At 43.9% G+C, this 19,001-nt stretch carries 18 protein-coding genes; 7 read left to right on the top strand and 11 right to left on the bottom strand.

Annotation, left to right across the window (positions count from 1 at the left end):
* The 7 genes from L876_RS0114235 to L876_RS23065 form a co-directional block, all read right to left on the bottom strand.
* Positions 1–265, bottom strand: a 265-nt coding sequence (locus tag L876_RS0114235; RefSeq protein ID WP_028764424.1) for a hypothetical protein, incomplete at its 3' end; no start/stop codon positions are given.
* A 283-nt stretch (positions 266–548) separates the two neighbouring features.
* Positions 549–1,268, bottom strand: coding sequence for an RHS repeat domain-containing protein (locus tag L876_RS0114225; protein WP_028764423.1), 720 nt, complete (start codon positions 1,266–1,268; stop codon positions 549–551).
* Positions 1,269–1,322: 54 nt separating this feature from the next.
* Positions 1,323–1,730, bottom strand: coding sequence for a hypothetical protein (locus tag L876_RS0114220; protein WP_028764422.1), 408 nt, complete (start codon positions 1,728–1,730; stop codon positions 1,323–1,325).
* 2 nt (positions 1,731–1,732) lie between these two features.
* Positions 1,733–2,383, bottom strand: coding sequence for a hypothetical protein (locus L876_RS0114215; protein ID WP_028764421.1), 651 nt, complete (start codon positions 2,381–2,383; stop codon positions 1,733–1,735).
* Between the two features lie 238 nt (positions 2,384–2,621).
* Positions 2,622–4,025 carry an ATP-dependent RNA helicase DbpA gene (gene dbpA, locus L876_RS0114210; RefSeq protein ID WP_028764420.1) on the bottom strand — a complete coding sequence of 468 codons (1,404 nt, stop codon included), beginning with the start codon at positions 4,023–4,025 and terminating at the stop codon, positions 2,622–2,624.
* Positions 4,026–4,263: 238 nt separating this feature from the next.
* Positions 4,264–4,806, bottom strand: coding sequence for an MFS transporter (locus L876_RS23070; RefSeq protein WP_248674624.1), 543 nt, complete (start codon positions 4,804–4,806; stop codon positions 4,264–4,266).
* A complete protein-coding gene (locus L876_RS23065) occupies positions 4,779–5,684 on the bottom strand; it encodes an MFS transporter (protein ID WP_248674622.1) in 906 nt (301 codons plus the stop codon). Before L876_RS23065 ends, L876_RS23070 begins: the two co-directional genes overlap by 28 nt.
* Positions 5,685–5,959: 275 nt before the next feature.
* Between L876_RS23065 and L876_RS0114200 the strand changes: the two genes are divergently transcribed.
* Positions 5,960–7,882: a methyl-accepting chemotaxis protein gene (locus L876_RS0114200; RefSeq protein WP_028764419.1), complete on the top strand. Its 1,923-nt coding sequence runs from the start codon at positions 5,960–5,962 to the stop codon at positions 7,880–7,882.
* A 385-nt stretch (positions 7,883–8,267) separates the two neighbouring features.
* Here L876_RS0114200 and L876_RS0114195 read toward each other — a convergent pair whose 3' ends face one another.
* Positions 8,268–11,399 (bottom strand): hypothetical protein, encoded by a 3,132-nt coding sequence (locus L876_RS0114195; protein WP_028764418.1) that lies wholly within the window; start codon positions 11,397–11,399, stop codon positions 8,268–8,270.
* A gap of 434 nt (positions 11,400–11,833) precedes the next feature.
* Between L876_RS0114195 and L876_RS0114190 the strand changes: the two genes are divergently transcribed.
* Both L876_RS0114190 and L876_RS0114185 read left to right on the top strand, forming a co-directional pair.
* Positions 11,834–12,256, top strand: a complete 423-nt coding sequence (locus tag L876_RS0114190) for an MFS transporter (RefSeq protein WP_028764417.1) — start codon at positions 11,834–11,836, stop codon at positions 12,254–12,256.
* A gap of 4 nt (positions 12,257–12,260) precedes the next feature.
* Positions 12,261–12,572 carry a hypothetical protein gene (locus tag L876_RS0114185; protein WP_028764416.1) on the top strand — a complete coding sequence of 104 codons (312 nt, stop codon included), beginning with the start codon at positions 12,261–12,263 and terminating at the stop codon, positions 12,570–12,572.
* 62 nt (positions 12,573–12,634) lie between these two features.
* Here the strand turns inward: L876_RS0114185 and L876_RS0114180 are convergent, their stop codons facing one another.
* Positions 12,635–12,835, bottom strand: coding sequence for a YheV family putative zinc ribbon protein (locus tag L876_RS0114180; protein WP_028764415.1), 201 nt, complete (start codon positions 12,833–12,835; stop codon positions 12,635–12,637).
* A gap of 163 nt (positions 12,836–12,998) precedes the next feature.
* Between L876_RS0114180 and L876_RS0114175 the strand changes: the two genes are divergently transcribed.
* Together L876_RS0114175 and L876_RS0114170 are read left to right on the top strand one after the other, a co-directional pair.
* Positions 12,999–14,912 carry an ABC transporter ATP-binding protein gene (locus L876_RS0114175; RefSeq protein ID WP_028764414.1) on the top strand — a complete coding sequence of 638 codons (1,914 nt, stop codon included), beginning with the start codon at positions 12,999–13,001 and terminating at the stop codon, positions 14,910–14,912.
* Between the two features lie 31 nt (positions 14,913–14,943).
* On the top strand, positions 14,944–15,396 hold the full coding sequence (locus L876_RS0114170; protein WP_028764413.1) for a TIGR02444 family protein: 453 nt from the start codon (positions 14,944–14,946) through the stop codon (positions 15,394–15,396).
* Here the strand turns inward: L876_RS0114170 and L876_RS0114165 are convergent.
* A complete protein-coding gene (locus L876_RS0114165; protein ID WP_028764412.1) occupies positions 15,383–16,978 on the bottom strand; it encodes a GMC family oxidoreductase in 1,596 nt (531 codons plus the stop codon). The genes L876_RS0114170 and L876_RS0114165 overlap by 14 nt on opposite strands.
* Positions 16,979–17,059: 81 nt before the next feature.
* Positions 17,060–17,566, bottom strand: coding sequence for a hypothetical protein (locus L876_RS0114160; RefSeq protein WP_028764411.1), 507 nt, complete (start codon positions 17,564–17,566; stop codon positions 17,060–17,062).
* A gap of 146 nt (positions 17,567–17,712) precedes the next feature.
* Here L876_RS0114160 and L876_RS0114155 point away from each other — a divergent pair, with 146 nt between their 5' ends.
* Positions 17,713–18,696 carry a hydrolase gene (locus tag L876_RS0114155; protein ID WP_028764410.1) on the top strand — a complete coding sequence of 328 codons (984 nt, stop codon included), beginning with the start codon at positions 17,713–17,715 and terminating at the stop codon, positions 18,694–18,696.
* Positions 18,690–18,932 carry a YheU family protein gene (locus tag L876_RS0114150; protein ID WP_028764409.1) on the top strand — a complete coding sequence of 81 codons (243 nt, stop codon included), beginning with the start codon at positions 18,690–18,692 and terminating at the stop codon, positions 18,930–18,932. The genes L876_RS0114155 and L876_RS0114150 overlap by 7 nt, the downstream gene beginning before the upstream one ends.
* Positions 18,933–19,001 lie beyond the last annotated feature (69 nt).

The raw sequence follows: 19,001 nt of genomic DNA, 5'->3' as shown, positions 1-19,001 counted from the left end.
GGAAGTGAATATCTTGAAAGCACTGCCCAGTAACCTCAATCAGTGCCCCATTTCTGGCTATGGTCACTTTACTCAAGCCGATACCTTGGTCTGCATATGCAGAATACCTTACCCTGTTAATGTCAACTAGGTGAATCTCGTTAAGCTCTACATATAGGTCTGGTATGCCCGTATATAAAAGGTCTGGCTTCTCTTGTGGTGCTGCGTAAGAAGTGCAACTCGTGACAATGATACAGATTGTCACCCAGAAAATATTAAATCTCATTTTCGATTATTCCTTATTTGTGGGTGGTAGATATTCATAGCCATCTGGAGTTGCCAAATACAGCCCTGTTCCACCTTTAACAAAGTCTTTGTCTGTTTGTGAGAAATTATGCACATCAGCAGTCCCTCTCTTTTGGGTTGAGTTCCAGACATTTGGGTACATTTCTCTTAACTTTTTGTTAATCCTGAAGCGCTTTACGTGTGCATGCATTGCTTTACCCAGAGGTTTTTCATTTGATGATGAACAAGATTTTGTAGCAATACCGCATTGCAGTGGCGTGCCATCAGTAGAAATTTCTGCGGAAAACTGGTCGCCCGAAGTACATATATTCGCACAATGCTCTGCGCTCGTTTGGTAATCCCACATAAATCTCACTACTCAGTCGCGCAAGAAAGTCCTCTTCATTTTCACCGTCAGCACTTCTTAGAGTTTTTACTTTTTTACTTTCTGTTTTTGTAGTGATTTTACTGCTGTCTCCGCCAGTCACCTCTAAATTATCGGTTTCAACTCCACTGGTACCACTACTCGCTGAATCATTATTTCCACTCCCACCAAAAGTGGATGCCCTTGACGCTGAAAAGGTACCAACTTTGTTGGCAGAACGGTTATCTCTGACAGCCCTGTTAACATTTTTCTCGCCATTAGTTGTCTTATTATTTTCAACAACGGCTTCACCTTCATTGACCTTAGTCATTTCTTCCTGGTGATTATCCCCTACAGCGCTATACCCCGTCGGATCTATCCCAGACATAGGGTTATTCAAGATGTACGAATACGGGTTAGCACTTTGACTGTTCTCGGGGAACTGCAAGAAGGGATCGACACTCAGGAAACGACCGACGTTGAAATCGTAGATCCGACCGTTCATATGAATAAGTTGTTGCTCGTTTAAATGTTCATGATCTGTATAACCTTTAGTAACTCCTTGCCAGCTAGCTAATAGGTTATTGCCTGCAGCAATATCCCGCGGCCGACCAAACACATCGTAACCTCGATGCTGCAATACTGCGCCATAGCCAGGAATCTTGGGTGTCTTAATTATTGTAAACCCAAAAGTTCAAATTTTGCTAAAGAAAATAACCATAAAAGTCAAAGCACTAATCGCCATATAAACAATAACATTATAGATTCCAAACCTCTTAACTAAAAGGCTAGCTTCCATTTCTTGTTCAAAAGTCATGAAATCGTCATATTTTGTTCGCCTTAACAGAAACCAAACAAATGGAATCAAGTAACAAGCCACTGTGATTAAAACAAAATGGTTTTCATGATAGATCCAATCATTAACCTTTAAAAAAACGCCTGAAAAAAACACCTCAGCCAGTAACAGCGCACTATGTATATTCAACAAAATGAAAAAAGAAAGAGTCGATAATGATGCTCCCAATGAGTACATATTACTACCACCTTTGCTCTTCTCATATTTACAAAGAGCGTAAAGTAAGACTTTAAAAATATACTCCATTATTATTTCTCTTCTTCTCGCCTATAATACTTAATACTTTCTTGAATGTGACTCTTAAAGTCAAAATAGTAGTCTGCGGCTAAGTAGCCAGCAGCTAATCCAATCCCTAAAGGTCCGCCAATAAGTGTACTTGCGCCTATCACAGCTATATCTGTACTTGCATTTACTCCGCTACCGACCTTTTGCTCTTGAGAAAGTAACGGATTACGCATATCAATTAATGCCTCTGTTGCGGCAATTGCAACCCCTCCAACTATTAATACTCTTGATGCTGTCTTGCTTACATCTGTAATATTAATGAGAACATCATCTGCATTTTTAGCCACACCTATCCTTGGTTTATTTAATGTGGGACTTCTGTGCTGAGTAACATTTTGCTTCGGCTTCAGAATATCAGCATTATTCACTGATAGCATCCCTGCAGCGACTCCTCCTACTGCAGTACCTAAATTGATTCGAGTTGCGGGGTTTTCGACACCATCACATGTACCAGTTTGGTTACACCCTTGGGTAATTGTTATTTCAAGTGGCTTTGAAGCACCATTGGCGTTTCTATTTTCACCAGTATTCTTAGCATAAGTCTCTATCGCTTCTTTAGCACTATCTTCTACTTGTTGCTTATTCTTTTGACCACTTGAAACAGCTGGAACCATTAAGAGCCTTGCTTCATAAGCGCTAAATGCTCGCTGAGCGATAACATCTTTATACTGATTGGTATCACAGCGAAGATTCGACCTTCAAAGACTTTCAATAAATAAATAAAAATGCTGCCTGCCGCGACTCATGCCAAACGTAAAAACAGCAAACAACAAAAAAGGAGCTAACGTGAGTTAGCTCCTTTTCGAAATAACGTGATAGCTAATTAAGCCAATCGCTAGCTAAAGCGATAAATTAACGCAGTTCCCATGCACGGTAGCTCTTACCTTTAAGCTTGCCCTTAGTGATCTTGTTAAGTGCCTTATTCAGCACTTTACGATCAACGGCAACATAAGAGCGGAATTCAGTGATCTTAATCTTACCCACTTCGGTGCCTTCGATACCGTTATCACCTGTTAGACAACCTAAGATATCGCCTGGACGTACTTTGTTTTTCTTACCACCGTCAATTTGAATCGTGACCATGCGTGGCTGCGGTGGATACGTATCTAATAGATGTTCACTTGGCAGTGCTTCACCAATGATGTCACGGCCAATTTCATCTTCAAGCAGTGCAATTTTGTAAGCATCTTCATGATTAAAGAAGGTATGCGCTGCGCCTTTGCTGCCGGCGCGGCCAGTACGGCCAATACGGTGAATGTGCACTTCAGTGTCGTAGGCAACATGGTAGTTGACCACCATGTCCAGTGCATCGATATCGAGTCCGCGTGCTGCCACGTCAGTGGCCACCATTACGCTGGCACTCTTGTTAGCAAAACGCAGTAGCATCTGGTCACGATCACGCTGTTCTAAATCACCGTGAAGGGCGACCACGCTAAAACCATCGTTAGTCAGTTTGGCCGCAACATCTTTGGTTTCACGCTTAGTGTTGCAAAATACCACGGCGCTTTCTGGTTTATGTTGCAGCAGCAAAAGACGCAATGCCTTCATACGGTCATTGTTGTTGCCACACTCATAAAAATGTTGGTCAATCGTGTTACCGTCATGCTTACCTTCAACCTTTACCATGACAGGGTTGACTAAAAACTGCTCACTAATGGTTTGAATCTGCTCCGGGAAAGTGGCGCTAAATAGCAAGGTTTGACGCTCACGCGGCACTTCAAGCATGATGGCGTCGAGCTCTTTTTGAAAACCCATCTCTAGCATGCGATCGGCTTCATCAAGCACTAACATGTTAACGTTTTCAAGATCTAAACGACGACGATCTAAATGATCGATAATACGACCAGGAGTGCCCACAATAATATGTGCGCCATGCTCTAACGAGCCGATTTGTGGCCCCATAGGCACACCGCCGCACAGGGTTAAAATCTTGATGTTGTGGATACCACGTGCCAAGGTACGCAGATCCGCCGCAACTTGGTCGGCCAGTTCTCGGGTTGGACACATCACCAACGCCTGAATACGAAAACGCTTCACATCGAGTTTGTTAAGCAAACCTAGGCCAAACGCGGCCGTTTTACCTGACCCTGTTTTCCCCTGACCAATCACGTCTTCGCCATTAAGAATGGCGGGCAAGCTCTGAGCCTGGATCGGTGTCATCGACTCAAAGCCAATGGTGGTTAGCGTATCGAGTAACGCAGACTTTAACGGCAGGCTGTTAAATGCAGTGTCAGTGTTTGGGGTGGCTTGGCTCACGGTATTTTCCTAGTCGGATCATACAGAGCCTTGTTGAATGTTAATCAATCTAGGCTCGGCAAATCGAATGTTAAGCATGTTAGGAGGCACGCCTAACTGCATCGCGTTCGCATGCGTTAAGCCTTGCCCTATATAGGCGGCGATTATAGCAATGTTTTACCTGCGAGGGAAAAGAGCGTGTAAAACAAAAGCCCCTAGAAAGCGTTATTGCTGTGCTAGGGGCTCATTGGTCGGGCGTTTATGCGGTAACTAACTCGCCCTCATCGTTGTCGCTATCACTGTCTTTAGCATCCATGCGTTTAATCACAGCGCCGTAAATGATCAACGACACGGCTGATAAACTGGCGATGGCAGCAAACACATACCAGATGTAATGCGCATTGGATGAGGCCTCAACCCACGCGGCATGGTCGCTAAAAGTACGCGGATCTGGGCAGTAAGCTTGTAATAAGTAACCTGATAAACCAAAGCCCAATAGAGAACTGATAAATGAGTGCAGGTGTGAGAAACCTAAATAAAGTCCCTCTTCACCTTTAGGTGCTTGTAGTGAAAAGTATTCCAAAAAGCGTGGCGAGATAAAGCACTCGGCTAAGCCTTGGAAAACGATACCTATGATCATCATCGCCGCAATAGGGTGCATGCCAAGTATGGTGGCAGCGGGGTCAAACATATTACCCGAGGCCATCAAAAGTGCCGATACTGGCATAATAAACATACCTATGGTCATTGACGACAGCGCACTGCGTTTGGCCATCATTGCCGTGATAAGGCTAACAGACAAAAAGACCACCAAGGGTTTACGTTGGCATACCAAGAGGGAGACGAACCTTCACCCGCCATGCGCAACACATACTTAGGCATGGTCGCGTACAGTTGGTGCTGTACCATCCAAAAGCCTGAAATAATGACGGTTAATGAAATAAGGCGTCCATTCCCAAGTACTTTGACCAAGGCTTGCCAGATTTGGCCTAAGCTCTTACTCGAACGACTTTGCTCGGTGCTCTTGAAGAACAAGAAGATACTGATAAATGCAAGGAAGGTCATGGTGGCGGCGAAATAGTTAAGGTTTATTAAACCTAAGTCACCCATAGATTCACGCAACGGCTTTACCACAGTTTTCCCTGAAAACGCACCGATATTGACCATCATGTAAAAGATAGAAAAACCCTTGGCGCGGGTCTCTGTCGTGGTCGACAAGGCAACGGTTCCGGTGATCACCGCCTTAATAAACGAGCCACCTATCATGATAACAATCAAAATTGGTACAATTGCCCAGCGAATATCTGCCTCACGTAAGCCGTGATACACCGTCTCTTTACCGTATTCCACCAGCCCTTGTGTTTCAATAAGCATAGGGAAGATAGCAAGCGAGGCATAACCTATGGTCAACAAACCAAAGGCCAGCAGTAGCGCGCCCCTAAAACCAATTTTGTCGGCCAATGCCCCACTGAAGGTGGGTAAGAAATAGAGACCTGCCGAGAAGGAACCGGCCAACCATGCGGCTTCTACGTCGGTAAAGCCTAAAATACGCGACAAATAAAGGGTGATAACGATAAACACCCCGTAATACGCTGCGCGCTCCAACAGCTCAACACCATTGGCTATCCAAAAAATACGCGGAAAGCCCGTGCTTGTGTTAGCGGTAACTTTATTATTCATTTTGTGTGTTCCAAGAAAAAAAACACACCAAACTACCGCGAGCGCAGCAATGACGCAACCTCTTCAACATCTATTACACATCAATTTTTCAACTGTTGCGATCGTCACCACAAGTTCACCGAGTTCACCTAAGCTTCACGGCTTAACTTGGCCGCAGCACAAGTTAAGCCGTGCTGACCATAGAATGGCGATTAATCAGCTGTTTCTATTGTAAAAGACACCTACAGAGTTGCTTTTTCTTTTCTATACTTATGTGGCCCTAAGGAGAAAGTACTATGGTAAAACTCAATATCCGCCGTAAAGTTGTACTCGCAACAATTACCTCTGTCGTGTTATCCATTTTTTTAATCAGCGTATACGCCCTCAGCAGTAGCCGTAGCATTATTCTCGACAGTACCCTAAACCGAGAGCTGCCTGCGGTATTAGGTGAAGTGGCTAACGATATTGATGCGCAGTTACTCATGCCAATCACGGTATCAAAAGTGATGGCAAGCGATCTCAACTATCAGCGGCTACTCGCCCAAGGGGAGCCTGACGACACCCATATCGGGATCATCGAATCACTGGTAAATATTAAGCAGAAATTTAACACCATCACCGCTTTTTTAGTCTCAAATACCTCTGGTCGTTATTTTACTCACGAAGGATTATTTAAAACCTTGTCCAAAAATGATGAACGCGATCAATGGTTTTATCGCTTTCTCTCCAGCGGAAAAGATTATGACTTAGCCATTGACGTTGACGATCTTAACCAAACGCCGACTCTATTTATCAATTACTTAGTAAAGAACAATGGCCAAGCTGCTGGTGTGGCGGGGGTGGGTCTATCACTGGATTCGCTGGCCAAAAATATTAAGCAGTACCAGATAGGTGAAAATGGCTTGGTGTACCTCACCGACGGTCAAGGGGTGATCAAAATCCATGCAGACACCAGTAAAGGCGGCAAAAGCCTCAGCGCACAAGGCGAAATGGACACTGTAAAATTGCTGTCAAAGCAACGTTTTGCCACCTCGCAATATGTCAAAGATGGCGTCGACACATTGGTCGCCAGCCGCTATATCGACACTATAGGTTGGTACCTGATTGCTGAAATCCCACAAAGCGAACTTTACGGCGCACTAAATGATGCAACCTGGTCGTTAGTATTCATGGGCATAGTCTTGGCGCTGATTATTATGTTCACCAGTACTTGGCTGATTAACCGTCTCATTGCACCGTTTGGCGAGTTAGCGACGATGCTAAATGCCATAGGTGAAGGAGAAGGTGATCTGTCACTGCGTCTTGATGACAGCCGCCAAGACGAAACCGGCAGCATGGCAAAAGGCTATAACCAGTTTGTGACTTACTTGAGCAAAACCCTGCAAAGCGTCTCAGCAACCGGACATGATCTGTTCGATGCGGTCGAGCGGATAGATAATCAAGCCAAGCACATGGAACATGAAATTAACGAACAGGTCAGTAAGATTGAACAAGTGGCCACCGCTATCCATGAGATGGGCATGACGGCCGAAGAGATAGCTGGCAGTGCAAATAACGCGGCACAAAATGCACACGTGGCTGATGAGTCAGTCAACCACGGTAATCTTTCGGTGCAAAATACCATTAACAGTGTTTCGACCATGAGCGATCAACTGGGCCATACCAGTGAGACCATTAGTCAACTTGCCGAAGACGTCAACTCTATCGATACGGTACTTGAAGTAATACGTGCTGTGTCAGAGCAAACGAATCTATTGGCGCTAAATGCCGCTATTGAAGCCGCTAGAGCGGGTGAGCAAGGCCGGGGATTTGCGGTGGTTGCCGATGAAGTTCGTACGCTCGCTTCTCGCAGTCATGCCTCAACGGAAGATATTCGCAGCATCATTGAAAAACTACAGGCTAAAACCCGTGAAGCCGTTGATGCCATCGCGCAGAGTACCTCTTTGAGCCAAGAAAGCCAGCAAGAAGCCACCACTTCTGGTGAGCATCTGCAAAGCATTGCCGACAATATTAAGGTAATGAATGAGATGAGTGTGCAGATAGCCAATGCCACTGGCGAGCAGTCTAATGTTGTGGGCGAAATTAATCCCCATGTGACCGCGATTGCCGATATTTCACGCGCCAGTAGCGAGGTGGTCAGACAAACCTCTATCGACTGTAGCGACCTAAGGGAGATGGCGGTGCAGCTTAACGAACTGGTGTCGCGCTTCAAGTTTTAGGTTATCAATGTCGCGATGGTTTTGGCGCGATTATTCAGCCAAAGCCATCGCCTTCATCGGCAATAGTGGTTATCCTTAGCGCAGATTATAGTCATAAACTTAAGAAGATGCGACGGCGTAGAGTTATGTCGTAATGATTGATCAAGTTTAATGCTCCTAATATTAATAAGAAAGAGCGCATAAGAAAATCGCGAGACAGTCTAGCTCTCTGTATAGCTATCTGACCTAAGTGGGAATTATTACGTTATTAGGATATTAGGACGAATTAATAAGTGAGGTGCCTCGTTTTGACACACCTCACCGAAATCTAGATATTTATATGTTGAAAAACAGCCGATTATTAACTTGAACGGCCACATTTTATGTCTTTATCTACTCTTTAAGATCAACACTCATCTCTTGTCACCAATTTTGAACCTATTAATGCATTTCGGCGATACATGATAGTGAGTATTAATAAGAGTATTTCAATAAACATAACACCACCTGATGAACTACTACTGTTTGAACTATCAGGTGTCGTAGTATTTTCTTCGTTATTACTTCCGTTACCTTCTGCGCCAGTATTGTCTCCTCCATCTTCAGTTCTTATATTAATGGAAAATGGTTGGCTAGAGATTGTATCTATACCGTCTGAAACACTAACGATGATATTATCAACGCTGGTGTTCCAATCTGATGGGATTTTTCCATGAATTTCCCCATTGTCAGGGTTAAACTTTACCCAATTAGGAACTTGGTTAATGGAGAATGTCAATTTATCCATATCTTCATCCCATGCTCTGATTGGGATGTATAGGTATTGGTTGGCCATTAACGTAGGACTAACAACATCAAGCATGATTGGGGCTCTATTTTCATAAGGATTTTTACAGTTTTCTCCTCTGCCAATTTTGGTGGCTAAGCACTCTTGATTGATAGTAAAAAACTCGTCTCCAAACTGATTTGATTTATATGTGAAATAGTAATGTCCATTCAAGTAAAACCCCTTGTCATTGATGTTAGTTATTTCAAATACATTGGGAATTTTTACCGTATGCCATAGATCGTACTCTGGCATATAAATAGCCATGTTGAATATTCCATTAACAATTCCTATTGGGACGAAGAGCCATTGGTTAGGGTCGTTATAAAATGTGATTGGAGAGGGGGTGAAACTACTATAATAATTATTAAGGGTGCTCAGTTCGGTGCTAGTGTTGTTTGATATTGAATACAGCTTTATTTGGTTTGTGTCTTTTTCGAAATAGTAAGTTTCTCTGTTGCTATATAGCATTGAGTCTCGTCTGAACTTGTCGAAGTCATCATGTAGCAATGTTATGGCTTTCGAAGCTAGGTCAATTGACCTCAGCAAAGCGATTGAACTATTAGACGTGAATTCTTGAGTTGAAAAAATAATTTTACCGTCGGGGTAATGTAGTTCACTGACATGTTCATTTTCATTGGTTTTATATAGTTCTTGGTTTATACCGTTCTTACAATCATAATAGTTGATAGAGTATGTGCTTTGGGATGGGTAATATTTTGAATAGTATGCTCTTCCGTTTTTGCTATCAATATAAGTGTAAAGATTGTAAGCTATAGAAATAGATTCTCTAAGCTTGTATTGATTGCCATCCCATTTGTAAAAGTTTAATTTATCTCCTGAGTCACTTGATAAGTCTATGTTTGCAACTAAATCGTGGCATTTTCCCGTAGTAGTATCTTTTAGACCCACCTCACTGGGTAAATAAATTTTATTTGATTCAGTGTCGATGATTTTTACTTTTCGCTGATTTGTTAGTGAAATTAACCTTCTTTCATCAGCTAAAATCAACTCTAAAAAGCTAAGGTTTGCATAATCGACTAGTTCTGTGGTTGTTTGGCTTGTGTTGTTGTACCTATTTATTTTTCCATTTAGCAAGTAAAACACATCATCATTTTCGTTAGCCAAAGAAAGTGAACTATATTTTGGATACTCAACAGGAAGAGTTTCATCTAAAACTTCTGCTCCCTCCATCAATGATGCTTTAAAAAATACATGGTTTATTTCTGTATCGCCTGGCTTTGTGATTTCTCTCAGTTTTAATTTTTCATCCAATTCACCAAAAGCAAAAACATCTTGACTATTCCTGCTGGAAAGCTTTGTATTGCTTGAAACTGTTCTATTGCCCTTATCTATACTTGATACATAGTCAAAGGTATCAGTATCATTGTTTAATACGTGAAGCCCTTGACCAATCAATTTATCCGACTGAATAGGTTTTGCGAAAAATATTTTGTTGTCATGGATTAAATTTTTGCTGGTCAGTTGACCTTTCCCATAGAAGATGTCTCTGATATCTCCTTTCTCTTGCGAATAGACTATTATGTGAGTATCTTTATTAAATGAACTATCGAAAAATACTTCTTTCTCTGATTTTCCCAAGTAGACAACTTTTGTATCATCAATTGAAAGCGTTAAGCGTTTTATATCACTATCATTATTGCTGTTGAATTTGTATAGGTAATCTTCTGAACTGGTATAGCCTTTTATTAAGATATCTTGACCTATGTGGTATAGAGATAGGTCCCCATAATAATTCTCTATTTTTTCCCTGTGAATGAAACCAGTTAATTTCGTGTTATTGTTATACTTAAATAAGTTGTATGTCAACTCACCTGAACCCATGGAATTTACGGCTAGGGCTATAAAGTAGGAAGCATTTTCTGAGTGAAATACTTTTTTATATGGTGTAAAAAAGTAATCTTTGTTCTCGTATAGAGTGTGTGACTCACCTGTTAAAATATTTATTTTTACAAGCTTTGAAATGTCATCCAATAATGTAATTGTAACGTATTCATCTTTTTTATTGGTATCTGATAGTTTATAATGCTTATCTGATTCAAACTCATAAATTAACTTTGTGCCACTCTCTGTACCATCTGTTGCGTAAATTTTTCCACCTAGTATACAAACAACTCTTTTGCTCCACAATGTACATTTTTGAGCCTCATAGAAGTTCGCTCTTTCATGGAATCTAGTGCTAAAGTTTTGTTTGATATCGAATAGATAGGTTCCATCGTATAGCGAATAAATGTATTTGCTTTCTCCTATTTTTAGTATATTTTCTGCTATATAGTTTGAACCTTTATTAGCTTTGATGTTTTCTTTTATTATATCTAGCTCATCAAACCTCCTTGTTCCTTGTGTGGTGCCATCTGTGATAAATGTGTCGCCTACCAATGAGATTTTAAAGACGACTTCATCTTTACTTAATTGGTATATATCACTGATGTTGGAACAGTTAATGTACTCTGAATTATTCTTCCATAGATTCTGAGGAGTAAACTCACCGTGTTTAATGACCCAGGGGTGTAAACCATTTTCGTTACAGCCGAAAAAAAATGTACCAGCTTTTACAGAGAAGTGATCATAACTCGAAGTGCTTAATGGGTAATAATTTTTGTTAAGATCGTACGTTTTCACATAACCTTTATCTTCAAATGCTAAAGCCTGAAAGGTTATTAGTGTTAGTATTAGATAAAATATTTTCATATCGCTCCCTTTTAGTTTGATTTTTATTCCTTTGTCACATCTGTATAAGTTTAACTCTCTTAAATGAAGATAACTCCTAAGGATGTGTTTCTGCGTATTCTATGTCAGCAGTGTTTTTTCGATTGATAACTTTACATTTATTGGCGTTTTGTTAAAAGCTTTTCTTTTTAATGCTGCGAAGTGTTGCGCATTAGTGAATGCTTGATTTGTAGGAGATTAATTAGGTGGCGCAGCCAGGTGTATTTATCGTATGTATATCTCTTTGTGAATGTTTGTCGAGTCACTATCACAGTCCTTGAACACCATTTCGCGTTGTTTTTCTAGTTAATTTGGAGTGCACTTTAGTCAAAAGTTGATCCCTATCATGACGCTAAGGTTGCGTCCTTGCTCGCCTCAGGGTAGTTTGAGGTGTTTTTTCGCCTGGAAGACTAAAAATGAATAATAAAGCTAGGTCCACTGCGGCGCCGCGCTTTCCTAGAATTTACTGGATCGCCAACGGTGTCGAGCTGCTCGAACGAGCGGTATATTACGGGGTGTTTATCGTTATCACCCTTTATTTGTCACGTATTTTAGGCTTTACCGATGTAGAAGCCGCATGGTTGGCGGGTTCATTCTCCGCGGGTCTCTACTTTTTACCTACCTTTAGTGGTGCGTTAGCCGATATCCGCTGGGCAATTGTACCAATTTTGATTGTTATCATGATTGGTGGCTCGTTTATCAAGGCGGTGATCACTGGTACCGTTGCCTTGTCGACCACGACAGAGACCCGCGCAAAAGGTTTTTCCATCTTTTACATGATGGTCAATATCGGCGCGTTTTCACGGAAAACTGCGGTGAAGCCGTTGCGTGAGTTTTAAAACAATGAGCCAAGCCAATATCAGCAAACAGCAACTTATCGATCAACTCACGGCATGGCAACAAGCCAAGATAGACAATGAACAGTTACAAGACTGGATGGTGACCCATTATGATCCCGATGAAGTGGATATCGGTTTAGGTGAGTGCGAATGGACCATCGAAGCGATGAATATCGTAATGAATGAGTACGAAATTGCCAAGCTTGACAAATTCCGCCAAGAAAACGCACAACTGGCTATCGATTTTATTCAAGCCGAAGAGGCGAGATTTAATCAGACTCGCCATCTATTTCTACAAGATGGGTTTAAAGATTAACTAAACGAGCGAGTGCTAGCCACCAAGCATAGGGCCTAGCACTCTGACTTGCGCAGAGAGAATTAAGGCTTAAACACGCCGATCACATCACCCGTCGCTTTCGCGGCAACCTGCTCTTCCGTTTGTTGATCGCGGTAATCACATTCTACGCACTCGACGGTTTCGACACCTTGCTCTTTGAACAACACAATACTGTCGGTTGCCTTGCATTGAGGACACTTTGCCCCCGCGACGAAACGCTTCTTTACTCTGACTTTGCTCACGTTGTGATTAACCTGTGATGATAAATGGGTTGTCAATTGCCGCCATTTTGCCACAGCTTTGCCAAAAAGACCCCAATAATCCCCCTAAAGAGTGGCCTAAATAGCCGACTTTACGCTATTATCCCCTCCCAATTATGTCCACCCAAGTAGCAAGCCGACCTCAATGATCACCATTACTCAAGCGCAACTGATTCGTGGCACCAAGACTCTCTTGGATGAAACCTCACTGACGATTTATCCCGGCCACAAAGTGGGGTTGGTTGGCGCTAATGGCACAGGCAAATCCTCCTTGTTGGCACTGATTCTCGGTCACTTGAGCCTGGACAAAGGCGAATTCAGCGTGCCAGCGGGTTGGCAGATAGCCACCGTCGCACAGGAAACACCAGCGCTTGAAGTGAGCGCCATCGAATATGTTATCGATGGGGACAGAGAGTATCGTCAACTTGAGCAAGCCCTGCATCAAGCCCAGTTCGATGACAATGGTCATGATATTGCCTTGCTACATGGCAAGATTGACGCCATTGGCGGTTATAGCATTCAATCTCGCGCAGCAAGCTTATTAGCAGGTTTGGGCTTTAGTGACACCGAACAGAAAAATCCCGTGAAGAGTTTCTCGGGGGGGTGGCGTATGCGCCTCAACTTAGCCCAGGCACTACTGTGCCGCTCTGAGTTGTTGCTACTCGATGAGCCAACCAACCATTTAGACTTAGATACCATGTATTGGCTCGAAGGGTGGATTAAGGCCTATCAAGGTACGCTCATTTTGATCAGTCACGACCGCGACTTTATTGATGCGATTGTGGATGAGATTGTGCATGTTGAACACCACAAGCTGAACTACTACAAAGGTAACTACAGTGCCTTTGAACGTATCCGTGCCGAGCGTATGGCCCAGCAACAAGTTGCCTTTGAACGACAACAAAAAGAGCGGGCTCATATGCAGTCTTTTGTTGACCGCTTCCGTTATAAGGCCAGTAAGGCAAAGCAAGCCCAAAGCCGCTTAAAAGCGCTAGAGCGCATGGCGGACCTGCTGCCATCCAAAGCCGACAGCCCTTTTTATATGGCCTTTAGAGCACCCGATGCCCTACCTAATCCACTAGTTAAGATGGAACAGGTGTCAGTGGGTTACAACGACACGCCAATTTTGAACCATGTACACCTCAACCTCGTTCCGGGTGCCCGTATCGGTTTGCTTGGACGCAATGGTGCAGGTAAATCGACACTGATCAAGTTATTGGCCGAACAACTTAAACCCATGAGCGGCGTGTACGAGACAAACCCGGGTTTAAATATCGGTTACTTTGCCCAGCACCAATTAGAGTTTTTGCGCCTCGATGATTCACCACTGCAACATTTAGTTAGACTGGCTCCCACCCATAGAGAGCAGGAGCTAAGAGACTTTTTAGGTGGCTATGGCTTTAATGGTGATATGGCATTAGCGCCCGTGCGCCCCTTCTCTGGCGGTGAAAAAGCTCGCCTAGTACTGGCTCTGCTGGTATGGCAACGCCCTAACCTATTACTGCTCGATGAACCGACTAACCACTTAGATTTAGAGATGCGCCATGCGCTAACTATGGCGCTGCAATCGTTTGAGGGCGCCATGATTATCGTGTCGCATGACAGACACTTGCTACGCCTTAGTTGCAGTGACTACTACCTAGTTGATCAGGGTGAAGTCCGCAGCTTCGACGGCGATCTCGATGATTACCATCAGTGGTTACTCGATGCTGCCAAGGGCGCTAATAAGTCTGAGTCGGTTGTGGATGCCACGCCAGCACAAGATAAAAAACTACAAAAGCGTCTCGAAGCAGAGTTACGCCAAAAATTGTCGCCACTTAAAAAAATACAAACCAAACTCGAAAAAGCACAGCAGCAATGCAGTGAACGCCTCAGCGAATTAGAAAATATGCTCGCCGACACCAGTTTGTACGATGCTGATAATAAGCCTAAATTAACCCAAGTGCTTAGTGAACGCACCACCTTAACCCAATCGCTCGAAGAGAGTGAAATGGAGTGGTTAGAGTTACAAGAGCAGATTGAAGCCATTGAGCAAAGCGTTAAAGCTGAGTTAAGCTAATCTGTATTAGGGGTTCAACAAGGAAGCTGACATGACCTATTTAAATCAATTTGACCTGTCACTATGGCAAGAGTGCGATACCTTATATGCCAACGGACAGCGAGGTTATCTGCAACTGCAAGATGACTATGGTGTGAATGTTAACTTATTGCTGTTAGCGACCTGGCTTGACGGGCAAGCCTATCGATTAAGCACTCAAGCCTGGGAGCAACTCTTTACGCAGATAGATAGCTGGGAAGAGAAAGTGCTTAAGCCTTACCGTAAATTGCGTAAGCTAAGCAAATGCAACCTGGCCGACAGCGAATACCAACAGATGCTCGATGTCGAACTGATGCTAGAACGTAAGGCACAAGCGCTGATTCTGCATAAAGTTAGGCAGCTGCCCGATGAGAGTCGCGAGCAAAACCTGCCTCGCTACCTGTCTCTTTTCGGCGTAGAGTTATCACAACTCAGTGAACTACAAATTGCTGCTACTGAGGTTTAGCGGTTAATCTTTGCGCCAGTAAACTAGCGTTTTTGGCCGTGATACCATAAATGGATAACTGTGGGTTTGCCCCAAGGCTGGTTGGAAACAGCGAGCCGTCCATCACAGATAGATTATCGAAATAGTGGCTACTGCCCTCACTATCGACCATGGCCGTTTTAGTATCTTCCCCCATAGGGCAACCGCCCATCACATGTGCCGAGGCAACCACTGTCTTAAGTGGTGCCAAATCCATCTCGGCAATCGCCTTCTTTGCCTCAGTCCAACTCGACAAGTAGGGCATCCCCTCGCTGATAGGAAGTACTTGCTTTGCACCAGCCGCAAATTGTAACTCTGCCATGCTAGCAAAGGCGCGCCGAGCCGCATGCCAAAAAGCATCCGTGAGCGGATAATCTAAACTAAAACCACTGTCTGTTAGCCTCACCTGACCACCTTGGCTATCAGGGTGATACCCGTCTCTCACTAAGGCAATAGTGACCTGTAACTGATTAAACTTGGCCATGAGCTCTGCATGACTCTGACCATAGCCTAATGTTTTTGAGGCAATTAAAATCGGATGCACCGGAGGAACTTCCAATTTGTAACCCAGTTCACCCTCAGCACCATCTTGCCAAACAAACTGATCAGAATAGATTGATTGAGGGGCTCCTGCATGACCATTAATAGGATCATTAAACATGGCACCACTGAGTAACGTTGGGTGTAAAAAGGTACGTTTACCCAAGATATGGTATGGATCGGGCAGCTTTGAGCGCATCATCAAGGTCGGCGTATGGATAGCGCCAGCACTCAAGATGTAATGCTTAGCTTTAAACAACAGCTCCACGCCTGTGGGTTTTAACGACTCGCTCAACGCCTGAGCTTTAAGGCCATAGACCTTATCGTTAGTGTGCTCAATCTGACTCACCTTAGCGCGACTTACCAATGTCGCCCCGCGATTAAGTGCCGCAGGGATCGTCGTGAGTAGCATAGATTGTTTGGCATTAACTGGGCAGCCCATGCCGCAATAACCGCTGTTCCAGCAGCCTGCCACATTGCGCTTAATCACGGTAAAATCCCAGCCTAAGGCTTCACAACCTTGCCTTAATGCCAAATTATTCCGATTGGGCTCATAAGCCCACTCGCTAATGTTGAGCCGCTGCTCCATCTTTTCAAACCAAGGCTTGAGTGACTCAGCAGACAGACCCGTTATAGATTTCTCTTTTGCCCAGTACTCGAGGGCATTTTGAGGCGTACGAATCGAAGTGGTCCAGTTGACAGTGGTCGAGCCACCTACGGCCCGCCCCTGAAAGATCCCAATCGCCTTATCTTTGGTCTTCATTGACGCGGCCTGCTGATAGAGATTGGGGTAAGCGCGGCGCTCCTCCATATTAAAGCTCTCAGATGACTTTAACGGTCCACCTTCGATGATAATCACCGATAGCCCCGCCTCACTGAGAATCTCTGCGGCGACACCACCACCAGCGCCACTGCCCACAATCACGACATCAGCTTCTAGGGTCTGCGCCTGCGTCACTTGGCTCGCATCAATGTGCTTCCAACCTGAGGCTAAACCTTGTTGTATCGGATCTTGTATGGCCAACAGACTTCCTCCAACCTTTATATTCAACCACTTATCAACAGACCATGGTCTGCTTGTTTTAATGAGCAATACGCAAAAGGTTTAATTTAAAAATGTGGGTTTATTGTAATTCAGTCGAGTCCAGTGTTCGGGGCTAGAGTAATAACTGGCAATCACCAATTCACGCAGCCCCTGATAGGCGGTGATCATCATATCTAGGTAGCTAGCACGCCAGCGCTCTAACATCTCAACCAATTCAGCCGGACGGCGCATTAATAACGGCGTCATACTGCCAGTTAATAACAGTAATCCTACACGAGATTCCAATAACTCAAGTAACTCTTCCAGCTCTGCACGGCTATCATCAGGCAACAACCCCATGGTTGCCACGATTGCTTCTATGGTTTGGTTCTGTGCCACGATACGCTGAGATTCAATTTCAGGCAGTGCACCATCAAGAAATACCGGGATCAATAAACTAAACAGCAGTCGATGCTGCTCATCTAAGGCTTCACTAATCTTAACGTGAGACGGTGAATAGAGATTAACCCCAAGCGCTAATGCACCTGTGCCCACCAGTGCGGTAGTCAGAAATGTTCTTCGTTTCATCATCTCCCCTGTTTGAGGTTTTTATTTAGGAAAGTCGGCTAATCTGTTGTGCTATGTAGATGAAAAAGCCAGTTGATAAATCTATGTTACACTAGCGACTCATTCAACAATTAAACACACGTTTTAATTTTCAGCAATAGCCAATTATGACAAAGCCATACTTTTCGCCACCTTGGTGGGCTAAAAATCCCCATGTCCAAACGATCTTACCCGTACTGACTAAGGTGGACAGACCACCCCTAACCCGCCAACGGCTTGAACTTGAAGATGGTGACTTTATCGATTTAGATTGGCTAAGCCAGCCTAAAACTGGTGCGCCCATTGTGGTGCTAGTGCATGGCCTTGAAGGCAGCAGCGACTCCCATTACGCCAGACGCCTGCTGCAAGATTTAGCCCAACAGCAGATAAGCGCCGTGGTTCATCATCATCGCAGCTGCTCCGGTGAAAGTAATCGATTGGCCAGAAGCTACCACAGTGGTGACACCCAAGATCTGCATGCCTGCTTGGCGATGCTCAAACAGCAGCACCCAAGCTCAGCATTACTGGCCGTTGGTTATAGTTTGGGCGGCAATGTACTGACTAAATATTTAGGCGAACGGGGCGAAACCTCACTAATCGAACGCGCTGTGGTGGTCTCTGCACCATTGCATCTTGCTGCTTGCGCAACACGTCTTAAGAAAGGCTTTTCTAAAGTTTACCAAAGCCATTTAATCAAGCAGTTGCAACAAAAAGTACGCGATAAGCTAAACAATCCACAATTGACTGCACTCATGCCCGTTAGCAATGATGAAGTCGCGCAGCTGAGCACCTTCCATCTATTTGATGATAAGATCACCGCCCCGCTCCACGGCTTTAATGGTGTGGAAGATTATTATCATCGGGCCAGTGGCTTGCCGTTTTTAAGTCAGATCACTCGCCCTTGCTTAGTGCTGCACGCCAAGGATGACCCTTTTATGAATGATGAAGTGATCCCAGCCAATTCACAATTAGCCCCAGCAGTCACTTATGAATTGCACAATAATGGCGGCCATGTGGGTTTTATTGATGGTGGTACTCCTTTTCGTCCCCGCTACTATTTAGAAAAACGTATTGTCAGCTTTTTAATTCACTCGGATAAATCACCATGTTAGTGCCTTACGAATCACTACTACAATTGCCAAGCGAAACCTTAGATCGCTTAATCAAAGAGTTTCTGTTTACTCAGACTGAAGACGGTAGCTTCGCCGCATTGGATGATCAGGCTGTGACGAATGCCATCACCAAATGTCGAGCGGCACTGGCGCGCAATGACCTAGTGGTCGAATACAGCGAAGATGATGAGTCAATTGCGATTAGATCCAAAGAGAACACCCTATTTAAAGGCTAGGCCCCTGAGGGCAAGTCTACGGTAATATTGACCTGTGTAGGGTGTGTGCCGTATAACTATGGGTTCACT

It is taken from the genome of Shewanella colwelliana ATCC 39565 (assembly GCF_000518705.1).
In the GTDB taxonomy this organism is placed as follows: domain Bacteria; phylum Pseudomonadota; class Gammaproteobacteria; order Enterobacterales; family Shewanellaceae; genus Shewanella; species Shewanella colwelliana.
This window is presented reverse-complemented; position numbering and strand designations above follow the sequence as displayed.

Bases quoted from the DNA above. Each gene is read 5' to 3' on its own strand.
- L876_RS0114150 (WP_028764409.1), top strand. From the start codon at position 18,690: ATGTTAGTGCCTTACGAATCACTACTACAATTGCCAAGCGAAACCTTA.
- L876_RS0114175 (WP_028764414.1), top strand. From the start codon at position 12,999: ATGATCACCATTACTCAAGCGCAACTGATTCGTGGCACCAAGACTCTC.
- L876_RS0114195 (WP_028764418.1), bottom strand. From the start codon at position 11,399: ATGAAAATATTTTATCTAATACTAACACTAATAACCTTTCAGGCTTTA.
- L876_RS0114160 (WP_028764411.1), bottom strand. From the start codon at position 17,566: ATGAAACGAAGAACATTTCTGACTACCGCACTGGTGGGCACAGGTGCA.
- L876_RS0114185 (WP_028764416.1), top strand. From the start codon at position 12,261: ATGAGCCAAGCCAATATCAGCAAACAGCAACTTATCGATCAACTCACG.
- L876_RS0114190 (WP_028764417.1), top strand. From the start codon at position 11,834: ATGAATAATAAAGCTAGGTCCACTGCGGCGCCGCGCTTTCCTAGAATT.
- L876_RS0114170 (WP_028764413.1), top strand. From the start codon at position 14,944: ATGACCTATTTAAATCAATTTGACCTGTCACTATGGCAAGAGTGCGAT.
- L876_RS0114155 (WP_028764410.1), top strand. From the start codon at position 17,713: ATGACAAAGCCATACTTTTCGCCACCTTGGTGGGCTAAAAATCCCCAT.
- L876_RS0114220 (WP_028764422.1), bottom strand. From the start codon at position 1,730: ATGGAGTATATTTTTAAAGTCTTACTTTACGCTCTTTGTAAATATGAG.
- L876_RS0114200 (WP_028764419.1), top strand. From the start codon at position 5,960: ATGGTAAAACTCAATATCCGCCGTAAAGTTGTACTCGCAACAATTACC.
- L876_RS23065 (WP_248674622.1), bottom strand. From the start codon at position 5,684: ATGAATAATAAAGTTACCGCTAACACAAGCACGGGCTTTCCGCGTATT.
- L876_RS0114215 (WP_028764421.1), bottom strand. From the start codon at position 2,383: ATGGTTCCAGCTGTTTCAAGTGGTCAAAAGAATAAGCAACAAGTAGAA.